Annotated in this window: 15 protein-coding genes; 6 read left to right on the top strand and 9 right to left on the bottom strand. The window is 69.7% G+C overall.

Going from position 1 to position 19,314, the window contains the following annotated elements; genetic code table 11:
- Positions 1–322 (bottom strand): hypothetical protein (locus AAFX79_11400; protein ID MEO1009164.1); only part of this gene is annotated, 322 nt, incomplete at its 3' end.
- A 22-nt stretch (positions 323–344) separates the two neighbouring features.
- The gene (locus AAFX79_11395; protein MEO1009163.1) at positions 345–2,390 is read right to left on the bottom strand and encodes a S9 family peptidase; all 2,046 of its coding nucleotides are present in this window, start codon (positions 2,388–2,390) and stop codon (positions 345–347) included.
- A gap of 266 nt (positions 2,391–2,656) precedes the next feature.
- On the opposite strand from AAFX79_11395, the gene AAFX79_11390 reads away from it, so the two are divergent.
- On the top strand, positions 2,657–4,978 hold the full coding sequence (locus AAFX79_11390; protein MEO1009162.1) for a DUF1028 domain-containing protein: 2,322 nt from the start codon (positions 2,657–2,659) through the stop codon (positions 4,976–4,978).
- A 52-nt stretch (positions 4,979–5,030) separates the two neighbouring features.
- Here AAFX79_11390 and AAFX79_11385 read toward each other — a convergent pair whose 3' ends face one another.
- The 4 genes from AAFX79_11385 to AAFX79_11370 form a co-directional block, all read right to left on the bottom strand.
- Positions 5,031–7,103: a hypothetical protein gene (locus tag AAFX79_11385; GenBank protein ID MEO1009161.1), complete on the bottom strand. Its 2,073-nt coding sequence runs from the start codon at positions 7,101–7,103 to the stop codon at positions 5,031–5,033.
- 11 nt (positions 7,104–7,114) lie between these two features.
- Positions 7,115–8,662 carry an alpha/beta hydrolase fold domain-containing protein gene (locus AAFX79_11380; GenBank protein MEO1009160.1) on the bottom strand — a complete coding sequence of 516 codons (1,548 nt, stop codon included), beginning with the start codon at positions 8,660–8,662 and terminating at the stop codon, positions 7,115–7,117.
- A 55-nt stretch (positions 8,663–8,717) separates the two neighbouring features.
- Positions 8,718–9,626: a hypothetical protein gene (locus AAFX79_11375; protein ID MEO1009159.1), complete on the bottom strand. Its 909-nt coding sequence runs from the start codon at positions 9,624–9,626 to the stop codon at positions 8,718–8,720.
- Between the two features lie 92 nt (positions 9,627–9,718).
- A complete protein-coding gene (locus AAFX79_11370; protein ID MEO1009158.1) occupies positions 9,719–10,858 on the bottom strand; it encodes a citrate/2-methylcitrate synthase in 1,140 nt (379 codons plus the stop codon).
- A 205-nt stretch (positions 10,859–11,063) separates the two neighbouring features.
- Between AAFX79_11370 and AAFX79_11365 the strand changes: the two genes are divergently transcribed.
- Both AAFX79_11365 and AAFX79_11360 read left to right on the top strand, forming a co-directional pair.
- Entirely contained in the window at positions 11,064–12,239 is a 1,176-nt protein-coding gene (locus tag AAFX79_11365; protein ID MEO1009157.1) for a rhomboid family intramembrane serine protease, read from the top strand.
- 8 nt (positions 12,240–12,247) lie between these two features.
- Positions 12,248–12,874: a phosphoribosylanthranilate isomerase gene (locus tag AAFX79_11360; protein ID MEO1009156.1), complete on the top strand. Its 627-nt coding sequence runs from the start codon at positions 12,248–12,250 to the stop codon at positions 12,872–12,874.
- Here the strand turns inward: AAFX79_11360 and AAFX79_11355 are convergent.
- Complete coding sequence (locus AAFX79_11355; protein ID MEO1009155.1) at positions 12,871–14,118, bottom strand: hypothetical protein; 1,248 nt, start codon at positions 14,116–14,118, stop codon at positions 12,871–12,873. The genes AAFX79_11360 and AAFX79_11355 overlap by 4 nt on opposite strands.
- 159 nt (positions 14,119–14,277) lie before the next feature.
- On the opposite strand from AAFX79_11355, the gene AAFX79_11350 reads away from it, so the two are divergent.
- Complete coding sequence (locus AAFX79_11350) at positions 14,278–15,852, top strand: FG-GAP-like repeat-containing protein (protein MEO1009154.1); 1,575 nt, start codon at positions 14,278–14,280, stop codon at positions 15,850–15,852.
- Between the two features lie 3 nt (positions 15,853–15,855).
- On the opposite strand, the gene AAFX79_11345 is transcribed toward AAFX79_11350, so the two are convergent.
- Both AAFX79_11345 and efp read right to left on the bottom strand, forming a co-directional pair.
- Positions 15,856–16,428 (bottom strand): shikimate kinase, encoded by a 573-nt coding sequence (locus tag AAFX79_11345; GenBank protein MEO1009153.1) that lies wholly within the window; start codon positions 16,426–16,428, stop codon positions 15,856–15,858.
- Entirely contained in the window at positions 16,415–16,975 is a 561-nt protein-coding gene (gene efp, locus AAFX79_11340; GenBank protein MEO1009152.1) for an elongation factor P, read from the bottom strand. Before efp ends, AAFX79_11345 begins: the two co-directional genes overlap by 14 nt.
- 152 nt (positions 16,976–17,127) lie before the next feature.
- Between efp and AAFX79_11335 the strand changes: the two genes are divergently transcribed.
- Positions 17,128–18,750: an oligosaccharide flippase family protein gene (locus AAFX79_11335; protein MEO1009151.1), complete on the top strand. Its 1,623-nt coding sequence runs from the start codon at positions 17,128–17,130 to the stop codon at positions 18,748–18,750.
- Positions 18,751–18,897: 147 nt separating this feature from the next.
- Positions 18,898–19,125: a translation initiation factor IF-1 gene (gene infA / locus AAFX79_11330; protein ID MEO1009150.1), complete on the top strand. Its 228-nt coding sequence runs from the start codon at positions 18,898–18,900 to the stop codon at positions 19,123–19,125.
- Positions 19,126–19,314 lie beyond the last annotated feature (189 nt).

The following is a 19,314-nucleotide window of genomic DNA, read 5'->3' as shown; positions in this document are numbered from 1 at the left end:
GGGCGGCGGCGTCGGCGGCGTGGGCGGCGGCGGCGGCGGCGTGGGCGGCGGCGGCGGCGCGGGCGGCGGCGCGGGCGGCGGCGTCGGCGGCGTGGGCGGCGGCGTGGGCGGCGGCTAATTCGTCTACGCTGGCGGGCGCTCCGTTCGCGAAGCGTTCTGCCAGCGTAGCTGCATGGTCAAGAGCCTGGACGTGCTTCTCGGGCGCGCCGGGCCAGAGCACCCGGTACAGGGGCTGCACCCGCCGCGCGCAGCGTGCGGCGAAGGCCACCCGCGCCAGGCGGGGCAGCTTCAGCAGGTCCTTCTCGGTGATCTCCTTCGCCATGCCGCTATGACATTAGGCCCGCTCACCCACCTCCCAGCTCCGCCGCCACGCCCGGCACGCCCTCGGCGCCCTCTGGCACCGAGATGCTCGAACCCTCGAAGTCGTCGCCGATGGGCTCGTAGCGGCCGCCGAGGTGCTGGGCGAGGAACACCTCCGCGACGGCGTTGAAGGCCATGCGGTTCTCCGGGCGGGCGAAGCCGTGGCCCTCGTCGGGGAAGAGAACGTAAGTTACGGGCAGCTTCTTGGCGGTCATGGCCTCGACGATCTGGTCGCTCTCGGCCTGCTTGACCCGCGGATCCTGCGCGCCCTGGCCGATGAGCAGCGGCTTGCTGATGCGCTCGGCGTGCGTCAGCGGGCTGCGGGCCTTGAGGAAGGCCTGGCCGTCCTCGGTGGTGTGGTCGCCCACGCGGCGGCGGAACAGCTCGACGGCGGGCGCCCAGTAGGGCGGGATGGAGCTGAGCAGCGTGTTGAGGTTGCTGGGGCCGACGATGGAGACGCCCGCGGCGAAGGTGTCGGGCGTGAACGTAAGACCGACGAGCGTGGCGTACCCGCCGTAGCTGCCGCCCATGATGGCGACGCGATCTGGGTCGGCGATGTCGCGGCCGACGGCCCACTGCACGGCATCGAGCAGGTCGTCGTGCATGGCGGCGGCCCACTCGCGGTCGCCGGCGTTGATGAAGCTCTTGCCGAAGCCCGTAGACCCGCGGAAGTTGACGCTGAGCACCGCGTAGCCGCGGCTGGCGAGCCACTGGTGGAAGCTGTTGTAGCCCCAGGCGTCCCGCGCCCAGGGGCCGCCGTGGACGAGCAGGACCATCGGCAGGGGCTCGGCGGCGCGGGGGTCGCCGGCCTTCTGGGTCGCGTCGGCGTCGTGGGGCATGGTGAGGTAGCTGACGAGCTGGAGCCCGTCCCGCGCCTCGATCACCACGCTGTGCATCTTGGAGAGCGTGACGCCGTCGAGGGCCGGCCGGTTGCTGAAGAGGTAGCTCGCCTTGCGATCGTCGCGGTCGTAGAGCCAGTACTCCAGCGGGCCGTCGTCGCGGGTGAAGGCAACGATCCAGCGGCGATCGTCCAGCGTGCGGCTGGTGACGCTGAACTCGGCGTCCCGCACGGTGCGGAGGGTCTCGAAGTCGGGCTCGATCGCCTCGTCGAGGATGGTCCAGCGGGCGCGGTCGTAGGTGGAGGCGGCGGCCTCGACGCGGCCCGTGCGGGGGTTGGCCATGACGCCCGAGACGTCGGCGCGGTCGTCGGCGAAGAGCAGCCGGGGCTCGCCGCCGCCGGCGGGCTGGGCGTAGAGCGCCGCGGTATCGCCGCGGCGGCTGTCGAGCATGTACATCGTCTCGCCGGCGTTATCGAAGCCGACGATGCTGGTGGTCAGCGTGTCGTCGGCGGGCACCCGCATGTACATGTCGCCGACCTCGTTGTTGTCGACGCTGTAGTAGCCGATGGAGCCGTCCTGGTCGTAGCGGCTCGTGAAGCGGACGCCGAAGTTGCTGTCGGTGACCACGCCGGCCCATCCATCGTTCTGGAAGACCAGCTCGCTCTCGCCCGTGACGACGTTGATGCGGTGCAGGTCGTGGAACTGGGGCACGCGGTTGTTCAGGCCGACGAGGATCTCGTCGGGGTGCTTCCAGCTGACCTCCTGGATGAAGGCGCGGGTGTTCTCGAAGGGAGCGAGCCCGCGGACGTCGCCGCTCTCGACGTGGACGGCGTAGGGCAGGAAGTTCTCGTCGCCGTCGGTGTCCTGCAGGTAGACGACGTGCGTGCCGTTGTAGGTCCAGAAGTACTGGCGGATGCCGCGGTTGGTGTCGCTGGTGATGGCCCGGGCGTTGTCCGGCTCGTCGACGGGCGCGACCCAGATGTTGAGCACGCCGTCGAGGGGCGCCAGGAAGCTGAGCGTCGAGCCATCGGGGCTCAGCCTCACGCCGGCCCGCTCGGGGTCGGCAAAGAAGACCTCTCGGGAGACGAGGTCGTCGGCGTGCGTCGCGGACGCGTCGGCCACGCCCGAGAATGCAGCGAACCCCATCGCGGCGACCGCCGCCCATCCCGTCCGATGCTCGAATCGTGCCATGTGCGTTGCCCCTTGTGTGGACTCGATCTTGGGATCCAGGCCGGCCCGCTTGCGGCCTACCGCCCGCCGGACCGGGCGTTGCGGGCCGGGCTCGCGGCCCGGATTTGCCGGCCCCGGCGACCGGGGATTCCCATTTGGCCCTCGGCCCTGGTTGCTGTACTCTTTTCGCAAGGGTGGCGTCGATCCACTCCGCCATCCGCCCGCACCCACCAGCGTCCATCGGGGGGACCCAGCCCATGACGATTCGTGCCCGCGGAACTCGTTCAGTGGCCGGCCGCGTGCGAGCGGCGGCCGCCATCGCCGCCTGCGCCGGGCTGGCGAGCACCGCCGACGCCACCTGGTCCATCCTGCTGGTCGATACCCGCACCGGCGAGATCGCGCTGGGGTCGGCCACGTGCCTGACGAGCTTCGACCTGCGGGCGGGCACGCCGGTGGTCATCACGGGCGTGGGCGCAGCGACGGCACAGTCCTCGGTGGACTCCACGGGCCGCAACCGCAGCCGCATCCGCGACGGCCTCGCGCTCGGCCTGGATCCGCAGGTCATCTTCGGCGATCTCGCGGGCTTCGACCCGAGCCACCAGAGCCGCCAGTACGGCCTGGTCGATGTGCAGGGCCGCGCGGGCACCTTCACCGGCGGTAGCGCGGGCGCGTGGGCCGGCGGTGAGATCGGCGAGATCGACGGCATTGTGTATGCCGTGCAGGGCAACCTGCTCACCGGGCCCGCCGTCGTCGACGACGCCATCGCCGCCATCCTGGGCACGCCCGGCGACCTGGCCGAGAAGCTGATGGCCGGCATGGAGGCGGCGCAGGCGATCGGGGGTGACGCCCGCTGCTCGTGCCCGCCGCGGCCCATTCCCTGCGGTACGCCACCTCCGGGCTTCCTCAAGAGCGCCGACATCGGCTTCATGATCATCGCCCGCGCGGGCGACACCGATGCGTGCAACGGGCTCTACCGCCTCGATGGCCTGGCCACCTCCGTCGCGATCGCCGACCTGGACGGCGACGGCGCGGCCGACGTGGTGACGGCCGGCCGGGGCGACGACGCCGTCTCGACGCTCGCCAACGCCACGCCGAGCCCGCCCGTTGGGTCGCCGCCCTTCGCGGTGCTGGCCGATGCGCAGGCCGATGGCCGGTATACCGACATTGAGGCCATCGCCGCCGTCGACGTGACCGGCGATGGCGTGCCCGACCTCATCGCCGCCGACGGGCCGGGCCAGCGCGTGCTGATCGCCGAGGGCGACGGCGCGGGCGGCTTCGGCGACCCCACGGAGATCGCGCTCGCATTCGAGCCCAACGCCATCGTGGCCGAGGACTTCGACGGCGGCGCGGTCGACGTCTTCGTCGCGGGCGAGTTCGGTGCCGCGTTGCTCTCGAACGACGGGGCCGGCGGCCTTGCGGCGACCTCCTACGCCTTCCCGGGCCTGCCCCAGCACTGGGCGGCGGGCGACTACGACGGCGACGGCGACCGCGACCTCGCGTACGCCACCTCGAGCGGCGGCGTCGCGGTGGTCACCAACGACGGCGCGGGCGGCCTGGCCCTCGGCCCGATCGCGCTGGGCCTGAGCGCAACGCCCAACCTCGTCGCCGCGGACCTCGACGACGACGGCGACGACGAGATCATCGGCGGCAACCGCAGCACGAGCGAGATCGTCCTCTACGACCTCGCGGGCGGTGTCCTGTCCAGCACCGCCGTTTCGACCGGCTTGCGACCGAACGCCATCGGCGCGGGCGCCGTGACGGCGCCGGGCTCGACCGAGGTCGTCGTCACCGTTAGCGACCGCGATATCGACGTGCTCGTCTTCTCGAAGGACGGCGCGGGTGGGCTCACCCAGACCGACGGCGTGGGCACGGGCCTGCTGCCGCGGAACTTCGTGCTCGCCGATCTGACCGGCGACGGCCTGGACGAACTGGTCGCCGCGGGCTCGGGCCTCTCGGTGCTGAGCAACATCGGCGGCACGTTCGCCTCGGGGCCCGGGTGCGCCGCGGGCGACTACTTCATGAACTTCAACGTACCATTCCAGCCGCGGAGTGCGCCCGATCCGGTGTTCCAGCTTCGGGACCTCTTCGACGATTGGCGGGCCGACCTCGTGGGCCTGCCCGATGCAATCCAGAGCTTCGCCGAGCTCGACCCCGTCGCCATCCCAGCCTCGGCGGGCGAGGTCGCCACGCTCCGTATCGAGGAGCGGGACTGGCGGGGCGACGCCGCAACGACCAGCATCGAGCCGCAGGTCGCCGCCACCGGCGAACCGAGCGTCGCCATCGGCCCGCCCATGGACCTAGGCAACGGCGTCTGGGAGGTCGAGCTGACGGTGCAGGACGGCAGCCCCGCGGGCGAGCTCGCACTCGGCATCGTGCTCGACAACGGCATCGACCGCGCGGTCACGCTCATGCCCGCGCCCGTACTCGTCGTCGAGAGCGCCTGCTACGCCGACTTCGACAGCGACGGCGCACTCACGCTCTTCGACTTTCTCGCCTTCCAGAACGCCTTCCAGGATGGTCTATCCGAGGCCGACTGCGACGCCGACGGCAGCCTAACGCTCTTCGACTTCCTGTGTTTCCAGAACGCGTTTGACGCGGGGTGCGGCTAGCGAGTGCGAACGGAGCGGGTTTCACTCCCCGACGCGACTCGAACAAGCCCCGCTACCGATTCACCATCTCGATGTAGTCGATGGCATCGTGACCCACGGCCGACTCGAAGAGTTGATTGAGCGTGGACCTCTCCGGCTCGTACGTTGGATCCCCGAAGAGGGCGTCGATGACCGCAAAAAGGATGCCAGGGCACGACACCACGCCTTGCCCCGCCTCGTCGTACGCCAGGACGCCCAGGCCGTGCGCATCGAGATGCTCCACGATGAGCTTCTGACGCAGGTCGGCCACGGCGCGCGCATCCTCGGGCGTCAGATGCTCGACATGCTTGGCCATGGTGCCGACAAAAAGGCTCACTGCCAACCACTCGATGGCTTCATCGCTCCACCAAGCTCCGCCGGGACCAAAACCGTCGGCGATTGCTGGCCAGTCTCGGGCAATGAGCTCCGCCAAGCCGGGGGGCAGCATCGGTTCCAGCAGCTTCGCAGAAGTCTCCACGAGGGTAATGTCGGGCAGCGCACGGTCGCCCGGGAGGCTGAAGAAGATCGTGAAGTTCGATAGGTAGGAATCGTACGCCGCCGGCGCCTGCTCACCCGAGGAGTGTCGACGGTCGAGTTGCGGCAGGTACTCCTGCTCCAGCCAGGCGATCGCCGGGTCGATGAGCTCCACGCGGGCCGCAAGCACGGGGGGCATCGTGTATCCAATTCGATCCTCGATCTCATGCAATTCGCCGCGAACCCTGTCCCATTCCAGCCGAAGAGCCTCGATGCCTGCGCGCTGCTGCTCGACGGTCCCCTCGCCGCGCATCGCAGCGGCGAGCGAATCGAGCACCTGCTCGAGAACCTCATCGAGGTACCACATCGCGAAGTGAATACGCTCGGTCTCCGTGCCGCCCGCCGCCGCTTCGAGCTTGTCGGCGAAGCTTGCTTTCGAATAGGTCCATGCCAAGCGGCGCCGATCGAAGACGCCTCCGTCCCGCATGAGGGACGAGGAGATGCGCGCACGGACGTACGATCGGTCCAACGGGGGAACGAGGCTTGCCGTCCCCTTCTGTGTTTGCATCGTGCACGCCCGGCTAAGCTCGCGTTCCGCCCACCAGATCATGGGGTGCGTTGCAACCTGCGGCGAACGCTGAAGCGTGGTTCGCAGGATCTGGTAGCCGGTACGCCCCAGCGAGTTCGCTTGGGATTGGCCGATCTCCCCCGCAAGCCGCCGGCGCGCGACGGCTGCCTCGAGGGCCTTGATGCGGACCAACTCCCAATCGGACGGCGACAAGTCGGCACCGATGGCCAGCCATCGCATGCATCCGGACACGTCGCCCTTGGACAACTCGGCGAGACCCTCGCGGAGGCACACGATGTACTCCGTCACCGCAGCGCCTTCGGCCTCACCGCGAGCGACGGCGTTCCAGCTTGGCGTATCCGGTGTCGCAATGTAAGAAAAATCGATCAGCTTTCCGACGGTCAGACCCCGGGCCGCAGACGGCCCGGCGAATTCACCCTCGGCGTTCTTGCTAAAACCGAGGACGTAGTGCGTCATGATGGTCGGGAAGTACAGCGATACGAGGCTTGTCGAGGCCGCCGTGGAGACCTCCACCTCGGCGAGCAACCGAGGAATGGGCACCTCCAGGTAGCGATCGCCGGCGTAGAGCTTCTCCTCGACCACCACGAAGACCCGGTCGAGCCGAGATCTGTTCGCCCGAATCCACCAGCGCCGCGTTGGGTTGGACACATACCAGGCCGCACGACGAGTCGTCCCCGGCCCTTCGACGAGCACCCGCCGCGAGTCGATCGGACTAGCGCCCAGGCTGACAACCAAGTAGGACCCTCGCTCGAGACGCTCGATCGGAACGACGATCGCCCATGCGGCCGCCACGGCGGCGCACAGCAACGAGCCAACCAGCAGCAGCATGCCCCTTGGCCGGGACACCGGTGACCCTCGACCCAGCCACAGGCACGCCAGCGATCCGGCAATGAGAATGACGACCGGGACCGCAACCAACCAGGTCACCGGGAACAGCGCCAGGAGCGCGAGGCCATTGATGAAGAGGATGACGCCGGCCTTGGCGGTGTCGGCCAGCGCATGGATCATGACGTCGCGCAGTCTGTGGAGGACACCCTGCTCCATGGCGGCGGATGCTATCTCGGCAAACTCAGGTAGAACCGATCCATGTCAGCCTTGAGCTGCTCGAGCGAGGGCTGGTGGATGTACATCATGTGCCCCGCGGGGTAGTACGCCAGGTCGACGCGGCTGCGGTAGGCCGGGTCCAGCCTCATGGTGTTGACCGTGTGCTCGGCGGCATAGAACGGCGTCGCCAGGTCGTAGTAGCCCATCGCGACGAACACCCGCGTATGCGGCTGGCGGTGCATCACGTCCCGCAGGCGATCGCTGACGCTGGGGTAGCGGTCCCGGCCCGTGCTGCCGTAATCCCAGGGCCACACGCTGGTGAGGATCTCGTAGGGCAGATCGCTCTCGTAGCCCAGGTCCTCGCGGACGTAGGCGTTGAGCGCTTCGGTGTAGTTGCTGCGGATGGCGGCGTACGACGCGTCGTAGCTGTAGCTGTCGCCCGCATGCTCGCCGTCGATGCCCAGGAAGCGCGAATCGAGGCGGCCCGTGGTCTTCTTGCGTTCGCGGAGCAGCTCCTTCGCGAAGGCGCCCATGCTCACGCGCATGTGCGAGCGATCGAGGAAGGTCGTGCTCAGGCCCGTAAAGGCGCTGAGCCGCTCGAGCACCCGCTGCCGGCGGGCCGGGTCGAGCGCCGCGCCGTGGATGAGCGCCGGCATGTACTCCTCGGCCGCGAAGCTGCGGACGTCGGCCAGCAGGTCCTCCAGCTCGCGCTGCTGCTGCTGCTCGGGCAGGGCGTCGTGGTACCAGGCCGTCGCCGCGTAGGTCGGCAGGAACATGGCGTAGGGCAGGTCGTTGGATGCGCCGAAGCGGATGGTCTGGAAATCGAGCACGGGCGACACCAGCACCACGCCGCTCACGGTGATGCCGTGCCGCGTGTACAGCCGCTGCGCGAGCGCCGCCGCCCGCGTCGTGCCGTAGCTCTCGCCCGCGATGATCTTGGGGCTCCGCCAGCGCTGCTCGCGGGTGATGTAGAGGCGGATGAAGTCGGCCACGGCGTTGGTGTCGCTCTCCAGCCCGTGGTACTGCTTCTCGCTCACGCCCTCGTCGGTGCGGCTGAAGCCCGTGCTCACCGGATCGATGAACACGAAGTCGCTATGGTCGAGCAGGCTGTGGGCGTTCTCGATCACGCCGTAGGGCGGCGGTCCCGGGTTGCCGACCTCGTCGGCGTATGCCACCCGCCGCGGGCCGAAGATGCCCAGGTGCAGCCACACGCTGCTCGAGCCCGGCCCGCCGTTGAAGCTGAAGGTGATGGGCCGCTCGGCGGCGTCGGCAAACTCCGGGGCGACATCGGCGCCGGCCTCGCCGTTCTCGATCTTGCGGTAGGCCATGTAGAAGATCCGCGCCCGCGGATCGCCGTCGCCGTCCACCAGCGTCAGCGTGTCGGCCGTCGCGGTGTAGTGGATGGTTTCATCGCCGATGGTCACGCTGTGCCGGGTGACCGAGGGCGACTCGGGATACGCCCGGAAGCGGGGCGGAGCCTCGTCCTGCGCGGCGGCGGGCGCCACGAGCAGGGCGAGGGCAGCGACGAGCACGGCGAGGATGGGGCGAAGGTCTCTCATGCCAGAGGCTATGAAACCTCGACCCCCGGGTCTCGCCGTTTCAGGCCCGATAGCCCTACTTGCGGCTCCACTTGCGCGATTCGTCGAATGACTTGCGGCCCCCGTTGTAGAGCCACGCCCGCTCCGAACACTGCTTGCCGAGCATCTCGTGGGCCTGACGCAGTCGCTCTCGATCTCGAACCATCCAGAGGGCGCTCGCGAGGTAATTCAGGGCAATGGGCGTCAGTGGATCGGCCTGGAAAGCAGGCGCCCCCGGTCCCGCATCGAATGCCCCGCCGAGCTCCCGTGCAACCTCGGGGGACTGCCAATACGCCCGGGTGACGCTCTCGCCATCCATCAACGTGCACTCCGAATGCGCTTCCGCGATGAGGCTCGCGAGGTTGCCCGCTCCCGGTGCAGCCAGATCCACGGACCGCGCGATATCGAACATGAGTTGGTGGCTGCCGTGCCACTTCTCGCACGAGGTCATCAGCAGATTGCGATGGGCTCGCCAGTGGGTTGGGTCTAGTTCCCGGGCGATCCGGAATCGCTCCATGGAGATCTCGACCGGTCGGTTGAGCCCCATGTCCGCGATGATCCGGCCGGCGTGGATGTTGGGGTCATTGGGGGCTAGCTCGAGTGCGCGGTCAAAGAGCTCGTCCGCGATATGAAGATGGCGTGCGAGGCCGTGGATCTGCTTCTGGCTGAGGTACTTGGCCCTCACCCCGCTCCGCTTATCCCAGGCGATCACCGTCTCTTGCACGCCCGCCACGACGTACGCATTTGCATCCCGAGGATGGTCCTGGGTCCAGCGCACGACCGCGTCGTTGTCGCGAACCGATCGCGCAACCACCTCGATGCACAGCTGCCGACCCGCCGAGTCCGTCGCGGAACCGAGGTACTGCCGCGCGGCCTCGTAGCTGCCGCGCTTCTGGAGATCGATGAGCGCGTCCATGGAGGGCGCGTGGCCGAACGCGTCGGCCACGGTCGACTTTGACGCTCTATCGAAGGCCGCAACCGCCGCGCGGACGAGCAGTCGATCGAGCATGTTTCGCCCCCGATGCGCCCGGCGGCCTGCTACCGCTGCCCGATGGGCGTGTAGTCCACCCCGTGTGGGCCCACGTAGTTGGTCGTCGGGCGGAACAGGCGGTTGTCGGCCAGCTGCTCGAGCACGTGGCCGCTCCAGCCCGCGAGGCGGCTCATCGCGAACATGGGCGTGAACAGGTCGAGCTTGAGCCCGATGCAGTGGTACGTGGTGGCGCTGTAGAAGTCGACGTTGGGGTAGATGCCCTTGGAGGCGACCTCTCGCTCCATGACCTGTTCGATGGCGTTGGACTTCTCGTAAAGGTCCATGTTGCCCGTGTCCTCGGCCAGCTGGCGGGCGAGGGTCTGCAGCTCGTTGGCCCGCGGATCCTTGGCCTTGTAGACGCGGTGGCCGAAGCCCATGATCCGCTCCTTGTTCTGGAGCTTGTTCATGACATAGGCCTCGACCTCGCCGACCGAGCCGATCTCGTTGAGCATGTGCATGACGCCCTCGTTGGCGCCGCCGTGCAGCGGCCCGCGGAGACTGCCGATGGCCGCCGTCATCGCGCTGTACACGTCGCTCAGCGTCGAGATCACCACGCGGGCCGTAAACGTCGAGTTGTTCAGCCCGTGGTCGGCGTGGGTGATCATGCAGATGTCGAAGGCCCGCGTCATCGCATCGGTGGGCTTCTCGCCATTGAGCATGTAGAGGAAGTTGGCGCTGAAGCCGAGTGAAGCGTCGGGCGAGACGACGTCCTGCCCCCGGCGATGGCGATCGAAGGCCGCCACCACCGCCGGCGTCGCCGCCAGGATGTTCAGGGCCTTGTCGCGAGCCGAATCCACGTCGTTGGCGTTGGGGTCGCGATCGGTCAGCGCCATCGCGCTCACCAGCGTCCGCAGCGCGTGCATCGGCTGGGCGTCGGCGGGCATCGCCCGCACCATGTCCAGCACCTCCCGCGGCGGGGCGTAGCGGGCCCGCAGGTTGGTGGTGAACTCGGCCAGCTCCTGCTCGGTCGGCAGCCGCTTGTTCCACAGCAGGAAGACCGTCTCCTCGAAGGTCGACTGGCTCGCGAGGTCGCCGATGGAGATACCCACGTACTCCAGGATGCCGGCCTTGCCGTCGATGTAGGACATCTCGGTCTCGGCGGCGACGACGCCCTCCAGGCCCTTGCTGAACTCTGCTACCGCTGCCATCGCTTCGTTCCCTCGCTCGGCCTGCCGGCCGCTTCCGGAGCACCACCAACCATCGGAGGACCACCCATCGCGGGCCGTCCGGCGGCACTCTAGCCGCCGGGGTGCCCCGCCGGGGCGATCCGCGGCGCACGCACCCCGGGATTGCCTAGAGGGCGGCGGGTGGTCCCCCCACGGGAGCAAAGCGACGCCCGCGGTAGAATCGCTCGTGTTCATCCCGCTCGGCACCGATCGCCCGCTGCGCCGCCCCGCGGTGGTCACGTACTCGCTCATGGCGCTCAACGTGGCGATCCACCTGCTGGTCTTCTTCCTCGATCGCAGCAACCCGGACCCCGCGGCCTACGCGGCGTCGGCCTTCGTGCTGCACCCCGCCGGCGGCAGCGGCTGGCACACCTGGCTGACCTACGCCTTCCTGCACGACCCCAGCGGACTGATGCACCTGCTGGGCAACATGCTCTTCTTGTGGGTCTTCGGGCAGGCCGTCGAGGATCGGCTTGGCCGCATCGGCTTCGCGGCCTTCTACCTCGTCGGCGCGGTGGCCACCGGCGGCGCGCACGTGCTGTTCAGCAGTGCGCCCGTGATCGGGGCGTCGGGCGCCATCGCCTGCGCCACGGGCGCATACATGGTGCTGTTCCCCCGGGCGAACGTCCGCATCATCTCGATCTTCGGGCTGTGGTCGCTGCCGGCGCTGTGGTTCATCGGGCTGGCGATCGCGTGGGACCTCTTCATGGCCGCCGCCGGTGGCGGACGCATCGCGTACGCGGCGCACCTCGGCGGCTACGCGTACGGATCGGCCATCGCGTTCGGGCTGCTGGCCACGAGGCTCATCGAGCGCGAGCCCTACGACCTGTTCACCGCCCTGAGGCAGGCTCGCCGCCGTGAGAAGATCCGCGGGGCGATGCGGTCGGCCGGCCTGGACAACCCCATGGCCCGCTCCCGCAAGGAACGCCGCGCCGACGAAGCCCCAGAGGACCCGGTCGAGGCCTATCGACGCGCCATCCGCAGCGCCCTCCGCGAGCGTCGCTCCTCGGCCGCGGTCGCCGCGTACCGCAAGCTGGTGCTCGAGTGCGGCGAGGCCGCCGCCGACCTCGGGCGCGACCACCAGTATGAAGTTGCCAACATCCTCTACCAGAAGGGCGAGCACGAGCTGGCGGCCATGGCCTACGACCGCTTCCTGCAGGACCACCCGCGAGACCATGAGGCGCCCATGGTCCGCGTGCTGCTCGGCCGGCTGCACGCCCGCACCCTCCGCGATCCCGACCGCGCGCGGACGCTGCTCCGCGAGGCGCTGGCCGACCTGGAGGACCCCAGCCTGCGGGAGGTCGCGGTGGCCGAACTCGACGCGCTGGCCCAGGCCGCCAACGGCGGTCGCGAGGCCGGCTGAGGCACCCGATGGCCAGGACCCGCATCAAGATCTGCGGCATCCGCGACGCCAAGATGGCCGAGGTCGCCGCCGACGCCGGCGCCGACGCCATCGGGCTGGTGTTCCACACGCCCAGCCCCCGCTACGTCGAGCCCGCGCGGGCCGCCGAGATCCTCGCCGCACTGCCGCCGTGGACCGTCGCCGTCGGGCTGCACGTCGACCCGACGCTGGACGACTTCCTCGACATCGAGGAGACCTGCCCCGCGCCCTATACACAGCTGCACGGCGACGAACCCGAGGGCCTCGTCCGCCGCATCGGCCCGGACGTCATCAAGTACGTCCGCTACGACGAGGCCACCATCGACGCCGACCTGAAGCGATGGGGCGGCGTCGACGAGGTGTGCGCCATCCTGGTCGATGGATCCGCGGGCGGCGACGGCGTCGCCTTCGACTGGCAGCAAGCCGCCCGCCCGCTGTCGATGTCCAAGAAGCGGATCATCCTCGCCGGCGGGCTGACGCCCGGCAACGTCGGCGAGGCCATCCGCGCCGTGCGACCCTGGGCCGTCGACGTCTCGAGCGGCGTCGAGAGCAGCCGCGGCGTAAAGGACGCGGGCCTAGTGCGCGCGTTCTGCGCGGCCGTACACGCATCGGCCTAGTCGCCGGTCCGCCCCTCCAGGTCCACCCGCATCCACACCAGCGAGTGCAGCACCGGGTGCTCGACGCGGGTGCGGAGCAGCACGAAGCGGTCGAGGTCCCAGCCCAGCCCGCCGGCGACGTGGGCGACCAGATCGCGGTAGCGACCCAACTCGGCGACGCCCAGCACCTTGGTGGCCGACGCGCTGCGGATGGTCCGTTCACGCAGCGGCAGCTGGACGCCGACGTCATCGCCGGGCCAGGCGATCTCCTCGGGCCGCCGTGCGAGGATCCTCAGCTGCGGTTCGATCGGGCCGTGGGCGGCCTCGTGCAGCAGCCGCTCGTGCACGAGCATGTCCTGGTACAGCACCCGCGCGGGCGTCGCGATCTCGTGGATGTGGCCGATGGCGGCCGCACCGTCGGGCGAGCGGACCGGCAGGTTGCGGGTGCGGTCGGCCAGGAAGCACGTGACGGCCGACCGCGGGCCGAGGCTGCTGGTCTGCGCGATGAAGCGGGTGTAGCCGTCGCGGCCCGTGTGCTGCTCGATCGCGGGCAGCGGCTCGCTGCAGAAGGGCCGCACAAGTCCCGATGGCAGGCCCTCGCCCGGCTCGGGGAACACCGCCTCTCTGGGCTGCACGTGTCCCTCGCCGCGATCGAAGCGGTGCCGCGAGACGACCAGGGGCACCTCGGGCCGCAGCCGGCGCAGGCCGACCAGCCCGCGCAGCGAGCAGAAGTCCATCGTGCCGGGCGCGTCGCCGGGGTGCACCAGCAGCGTGAAGACGTCGACGTCGCAGCATCGGCCGGCCAGCTCGCGATTCGCGCGATACGCCGTCCGCTTCAGCTCGGCGTCGTGCGTCGCCAGCCCATCGCCCGTGACGGATCGCACCATGAGGTCGAAGGTGCTGCGATCGTCGGCGAATTCCTCGACGACGCCGTGGAAGCCCTCGGTGGCGGCCGACACGCGATCGATGACCGCGGCCTCGACGCCCGCCCGGCTCGCCGCAGCCAGCAGCTGCCGCGTGGCCGCACGCCCCGGCACGCGGGCCCCCGCGGCCACGGGGTCCTCAGCCGTCGCCACGCGGTAGACCTGCCAGGCGAGCTTCTTGCTGATGCCCAGGGCCCGCTCGACGCCGATCGCGCCGGCGTCGTTCCTCGGGATATCGGCCAGCAGATCGACGTAGGCCGACCGCAGCCCGATGACCGCGTCGACGACCTCGCGATCGAGTTCGCTCGGAGCTGCGGGGCGGGCGGCATCGGACGGGGGCATGAACAAACTGTTAGCACGCCCGACGGGGAACTCCAAGGATCCAAACTCAATATTTCTAGAAATCACTCTAGATACCATTGCTCTCGTTCTCCCCGTCGCGTATGGTCTGCTTCGCGGCCCGGCCGCCGAGCAGCTCGCACCACAGACCGGAGATTCGAGATGCCGTCTACGCCACGCGCCGCCCTCCTCTCTTGTGTTGGACTTGCCGCCGGTGCCGCCTCCGCCCAGGTGCCCGGCTTCGAGATCCGCGACGGCTGGCCGCTCACACTCGGCCCGGGGCCCAGCGTCGATGGAGGCATGATGGTCAACATGGATGCCGACGCCGAACTGGAACTCGTCCAGATCGTGCAAGATCGCATCCACGCGTTCAACCTGGACGGCACGGCCGTTCCGGGCTGGCCGCGCGTCATGGAGCCCGGACGGGGCGTCTTTGGTGCGCCCGCCTTCGGCGACATCGATGGCGATGGCCAGGACGAGGTCATCGCCCACACCTTCTTGTTCGGCATCGACGGCAGCATCTTCGCCTTCCGCAAGGACGGCTCGATCGTGCCCGGCTTCCCGTTCCCAGCGGGGGGGCTGTTCAAGGCGCCGGCGCTGGGCGATATCGACGGTGATGGCGACCTCGAGATCCTGTCGGTCGCCAACGTTGGCGGCGTTGCCCAGCTCTTCGCCGTACAGGGCGATGGCTCGCTCGCGGCCAACTTTCCCGTCTCGCTCGAGGCGCTCTCCAGCGGCGCGAGCGTGTCGGTCGGGGACATCGACAACGACGGGCGGCCCGAGATCGTCGTGCCTTCCTTCACGCGCCTGCACGCCTTCGAGGCCGATGGCACGCCCATGCCGGGCTTCCCGTTTCTCCCCGACGATGGAGGCGAGCCTCAGACCATCAACTACAGCTCCGTGGGGCTGGCCGACTTCGACGGCGACGGCGACCGCGAGCTGGTGCTCGCCACCACGAACGAGTTCGAGCCGTTCACCGGCCGGGTCTACGTGCTTGAGCACACCGGTGACGTCCGCGATGGATGGCCGCGATCGCTGGAGTTCTCGATCTTCGTGCCGCCGACCATCGCCGACGTGGATGGCGACGGACTCCTGGACGTAGCCATCGGCGATCGCACGCTGTCGCCGACGCCGCTGGCCACCGTGACCGTGTGGGATCGCGACGGCAACACCCTGCCCGGCTGGCCGGTGACGGGGGTCGTCGGCGCCGTGCATGCGCAGATCATGGTCGCGGACATCGACGGCGATGCGCGGGTCGAGCTGCTCGTCGACGACAACACCGCCGTCACGCCGCTGTTCGCGTTCAACCACGACGGCACTCAGGTCGACGGCTGGCCGCTGCCGCTCGGCACCGGCTCATCGTTCCAGCAATCGCCCACGATCGGCGACTTCGACGGCGACGGTTTCCTGGACATCAGTGCCTCGGGCAACGACCTCGTCCGCAATCGGACGCTGCTGTTCCAGCTGGCGTCGGACGCCGTGCCCTTCGATCCCGCGCTCGCACCGGCGCGAACCTACCAGTACGACTCCCGGCGATCGGGCGTCGCCGACCCCGATGACGCCACGGGCTGCCCGGCCGACATCGACGGGGACGGCGAGCTCACCCTCTTCGATTTCCTGGCCTTCCAGAACGCCTTCGACGCGGGCACGCCGCTGGCGGACTTCGATGGCGATGGCGAGCTGACGCTCTTCGACTTCCTCGCCTTCCAGAACGCCTTCGACGCGGGCTGTCCGTAGCCGTCACGCGGCGTGCCAGAGCTCCACGAGCCGGTCTGCAACCCGATCCACCGTCAGATGCTCGACCTCGATCGTCGCGCCGGCGAGGGTGGCGTACGTCGGATGCCGCTCGGCGTAGACCGCCTCGGCCTCGCCCGCGACGCCGCCGCCGGTGAGCGAAGGCCGATCGCCCGCGTCGCGGCGAAGCCGGTCGGCCAGCACCGCGGCGGGCGCATGCAGGTACACGGGCCCGACGACGACGCCACGATTCATGGCGTCGATGAGCACGCCAGCGGCGGCCTCGAAGTAGGCGGTGCCGCCCCCGAGCGCGACCACGCTCGGCGGCTTCGCATCCAGCAGCTCGCGGAGCGTCGCAGCCTCGGCGTTGCGGAAGGCCGACTGGCCGTGGCGCTCCCAGAACTGCGAGACAGACCCGCAATCGGAGCGCTCGAGTACGGCGTCATCGAGATCGACGAAGGGCAGGGCGAGCCGCGACGCCGCGAGGTCGCCCGCGGAGGTCTTGCCGCTGGCGCGCAGGCCGTAGACGACCAGGTGGCGATCGGCGGGTGCGGGCGGCGTGGAGCTACTCCTTGGCACGGGCGAGGTACCGACCGTCCTCGGTGGCGACCTTGATCTTCTCGCCCGTCACGATGAACGGTGGCACCTTGGTCTTCAGGCCGGTCTCGCACTCGGCCTCCTTGAGCTGGTTGGTGGCCGTCGCGCCCTTGATGCCCGGCGGCGTATCGGTTACCTCCAGGTCGACCGACGCGGGCAGTTCGACGGTGAGTGGCTGGCCCTCGTAGACGAGCACGGTGCAGGTGGTGTTGGGCGCCAGGTAGAGAAGGGCATCGCCCAGGATGTTCTCGCCGAGCACGATCTGCTCGTAGTCCTCGGTGTCCATGAAGGTGGCGCCCTGGCCGTCGCTGAAGAGGTACTCCATCTCGCGGCGATCGATGGGTGCGCTCTCGACGACGTCGCCGCCGGTGTAGCGGCGATCGATGTGCCCGCCGGTGGCCATGTCCTTCATCTTCACCTGGTAGTAGGCCGGGCCCTTGCCGGGCTTGGTGTGGTCCACCTTGACGACGACGTACACCTTGCCGTCGATCTGGATGGCGTTGCCCTGGCGGATCTCGTTGGCCTTCATCGCGTGCGGTCCCCTGCTGCGTCCGGTGCGACGGGGGGCCTTCCTCGACCCACCCCCGCTCGGGGGCCGATGGTAGGCTGACGGGCGTTCCGTTCCTCCGCCGGCCGGGCCGCCGAGGCGAACCGCACGCACCCTGGAGGACTACCCGCAGCATGGCCGAATCCGCACGCTCGCTGCGCCCGATGGGCAGCCCGACGGCCGCCGGCTCCGAGACCGGGCCGATCCGATCCGTGGGCGCGATGGGCCGCACCGTCGGCCGGGGCCTGAGCTGGCTGCTGCTGGCGAGCCTCGTGGTCAAGCTCGCAAGCCTGGGCAACCAGGCGGTGCTGGGCTGGGTGCTGGCCGAGGACGACTTCGGGGTGTTCGGCGCCGCCATCGGCGTGGCGGCGCTGGTCAACGTGCTCCGCGAGGGCGGCGTCCGACGCATCCTGATCCAGAAGGGCGCGCACCGCTTCGACGGGCTGATCGGGCCGGTGTACGCCATCGCCGTGCTGCTCAACCTGCTCGCCGCCGGCGTGCTGGTCGCGCTCGGGCCCGTACTGGCCCGCTACCACGACAATCCCGAGTACGTGCCCGTCATGGGCACGCTGGGCGCGGCGGCCGCCATCTTCGCGCCAGCGCTCATCTACCGCGCCAAGCTCGCGATGGACTTCCGCTACAAGGCCATTGCCGCCCTCAACACCGCCAGCTCGATCGTCCGCTACGCCACGATGATCGCCCTCGCGCTCGCGGGCGCCGGTCCGCTGACATTCACGGTCTCGCTCGTGGCGGTCGCGCTGTTCGAGTGGGCCTTCGGCCTGGCGGTCACGCGGGACCCGCTGATCCGGCTGCGAGTAAAGCGTCGGCTGTGGCCCGCGATCCTGGCGCGGACCAAGTGGCTCATCGCCGGCGCACTGGCGCTCGCGCTGCTCCGCCAGGGCGACTTCCTGGTGCTGGGGTTCCTGCTGGACGAACGCATCCTGGGCGTGTACGTGTTCGCCTACATGCTCGGCGAGCAGGCGCACGCGCTCATCGCGACCAACCTCCAGCAGGTGCTGATGCCCGCGATGGCCGCGTTCAACCGCGATGCCGGCCGCCACGCCGCCTCGGTGCTGCGGGCCTCCCGGGCCCTGGCGGTCGCCGCGAGCGTGCTGGCCGGCGGCGTCACCGTCGGCATCGCGCCCCTCGAGCAGCTCATCTGGCAGGGCAAGTGGCAGGACGCCGTCCCGGCCGTCCAGATCATCTCGCTGTGCTTCGCGCTGCGGCTGCTCGTATCCGTGCAGGAGTCGGCCCTGTCCTCGAGCGGACGGTTCCGGCTGCAGTTCGTCGCGCTGCTGGCGCAGGGCCTGGGCATGGTCGCGACCGCCGTCCTTGCCGGCTCCCTCTTCCCCGACGACCCGGCCGCCATCGCGGCGTGCATCGGCGGCTTCTTCGTGTTCGGCGTAACGGCGGTGTCGGCCTGGTCCGTGGGACGCCTCGGCGTGCCGGTCGCCGAGTTCCTGCGCTCGGTGCTCGCGCCCTGGGGCACCGTTGCCATCATCGCCGTGGCGGCCGTGACCGTCGACGCCTACCTCGCCAACGCCCTCGTCGAGCTCGCGCCTCCGGGCGGCGGACTTGCAGGCTGGCTGCACCCCGCGGGCCGGCTCCTCGCGATCGGCGGCGTCTTCGGCCTCGCGACGGCCCTCGCCCTGCGGGTGCTCTTCCCGGGGATCCTCGCCGACGTCCTCAACGTGGCGCCGGCCCGGGTGGCCGCGCTGGCGCGTCGGGTGCTCGTCCTGCCATCGGCCCGCATGTAGCCCGGATCAAAGAGACGTTCGGGTTCTGAAAGCGCCCGGCGGGCAGCGCCCCCCCGGCTATACTCCACGCTCACCCGGATCTAGGCGGTCGATGCAGCGGCCCAGCGGAGTGCGCATGACGACAAATGGCAAGGAACGATCGGCTCCATGAGCAAGCAGGACGACAAGTTCACCATGGAGGCCATCGTCGTCGAGGCCCTGCCCAACGCCATGTTCAAGGTCCGGCTGCCCAACGAGCAGCAGACCGAGATCCTCGCCTACGTCTCCGGCAAGATGCGCAAGCACTACATCCGCATCACACCGGGCGACACCGTCACCGTCGAGATGTCCCCCTACGACCTCACCAAGGGACGCATCACCTTCCGCGGGCGGTAGCAGGTTGCTCAGAGCGCTCCGTAGCGACCTCCGGCCGCACGCTCGCTCTCGTACGACCGTGTCGGAGTGAATCCGGCGGGCCTGAACGGACGCTCCCGCGACAGCGCGTAGACCGATTCGGCCCCTAGTACGTCCCGCCGGGACCTGCCTTATTGGTCCAAGTGATTGCCTCAGCGCGACCGGCCACCG

This window comes from Planctomycetota bacterium (assembly GCA_039819165.1).
In the GTDB taxonomy this organism is placed as follows: Bacteria; Planctomycetota; Phycisphaerae; order Phycisphaerales; family UBA1924; genus JAHCJI01.
Note: the sequence above shows the minus strand (reverse complement) of the source record. Positions and strands in the feature narration are given on the sequence as shown.

Bases quoted from the DNA above. Each gene is read 5' to 3' on its own strand.
- AAFX79_11395 (MEO1009163.1), bottom strand. From the start codon at position 2,390: ATGGCACGATTCGAGCATCGGACGGGATGGGCGGCGGTCGCCGCGATG.
- AAFX79_11385 (MEO1009161.1), bottom strand. From the start codon at position 7,103: ATGGAGCAGGGTGTCCTCCACAGACTGCGCGACGTCATGATCCATGCG.
- AAFX79_11380 (MEO1009160.1), bottom strand. From the start codon at position 8,662: ATGAGAGACCTTCGCCCCATCCTCGCCGTGCTCGTCGCTGCCCTCGCC.
- AAFX79_11370 (MEO1009158.1), bottom strand. From the start codon at position 10,858: ATGGCAGCGGTAGCAGAGTTCAGCAAGGGCCTGGAGGGCGTCGTCGCC.
- AAFX79_11360 (MEO1009156.1), top strand. From the start codon at position 12,248: ATGGCCAGGACCCGCATCAAGATCTGCGGCATCCGCGACGCCAAGATG.
- AAFX79_11355 (MEO1009155.1), bottom strand. From the start codon at position 14,118: ATGCCCCCGTCCGATGCCGCCCGCCCCGCAGCTCCGAGCGAACTCGAT.
- AAFX79_11350 (MEO1009154.1), top strand. From the start codon at position 14,278: ATGCCGTCTACGCCACGCGCCGCCCTCCTCTCTTGTGTTGGACTTGCC.
- efp (MEO1009152.1), bottom strand. From the start codon at position 16,975: ATGAAGGCCAACGAGATCCGCCAGGGCAACGCCATCCAGATCGACGGC.
- AAFX79_11335 (MEO1009151.1), top strand. From the start codon at position 17,128: ATGGCCGAATCCGCACGCTCGCTGCGCCCGATGGGCAGCCCGACGGCC.
- infA (MEO1009150.1), top strand. From the start codon at position 18,898: ATGAGCAAGCAGGACGACAAGTTCACCATGGAGGCCATCGTCGTCGAG.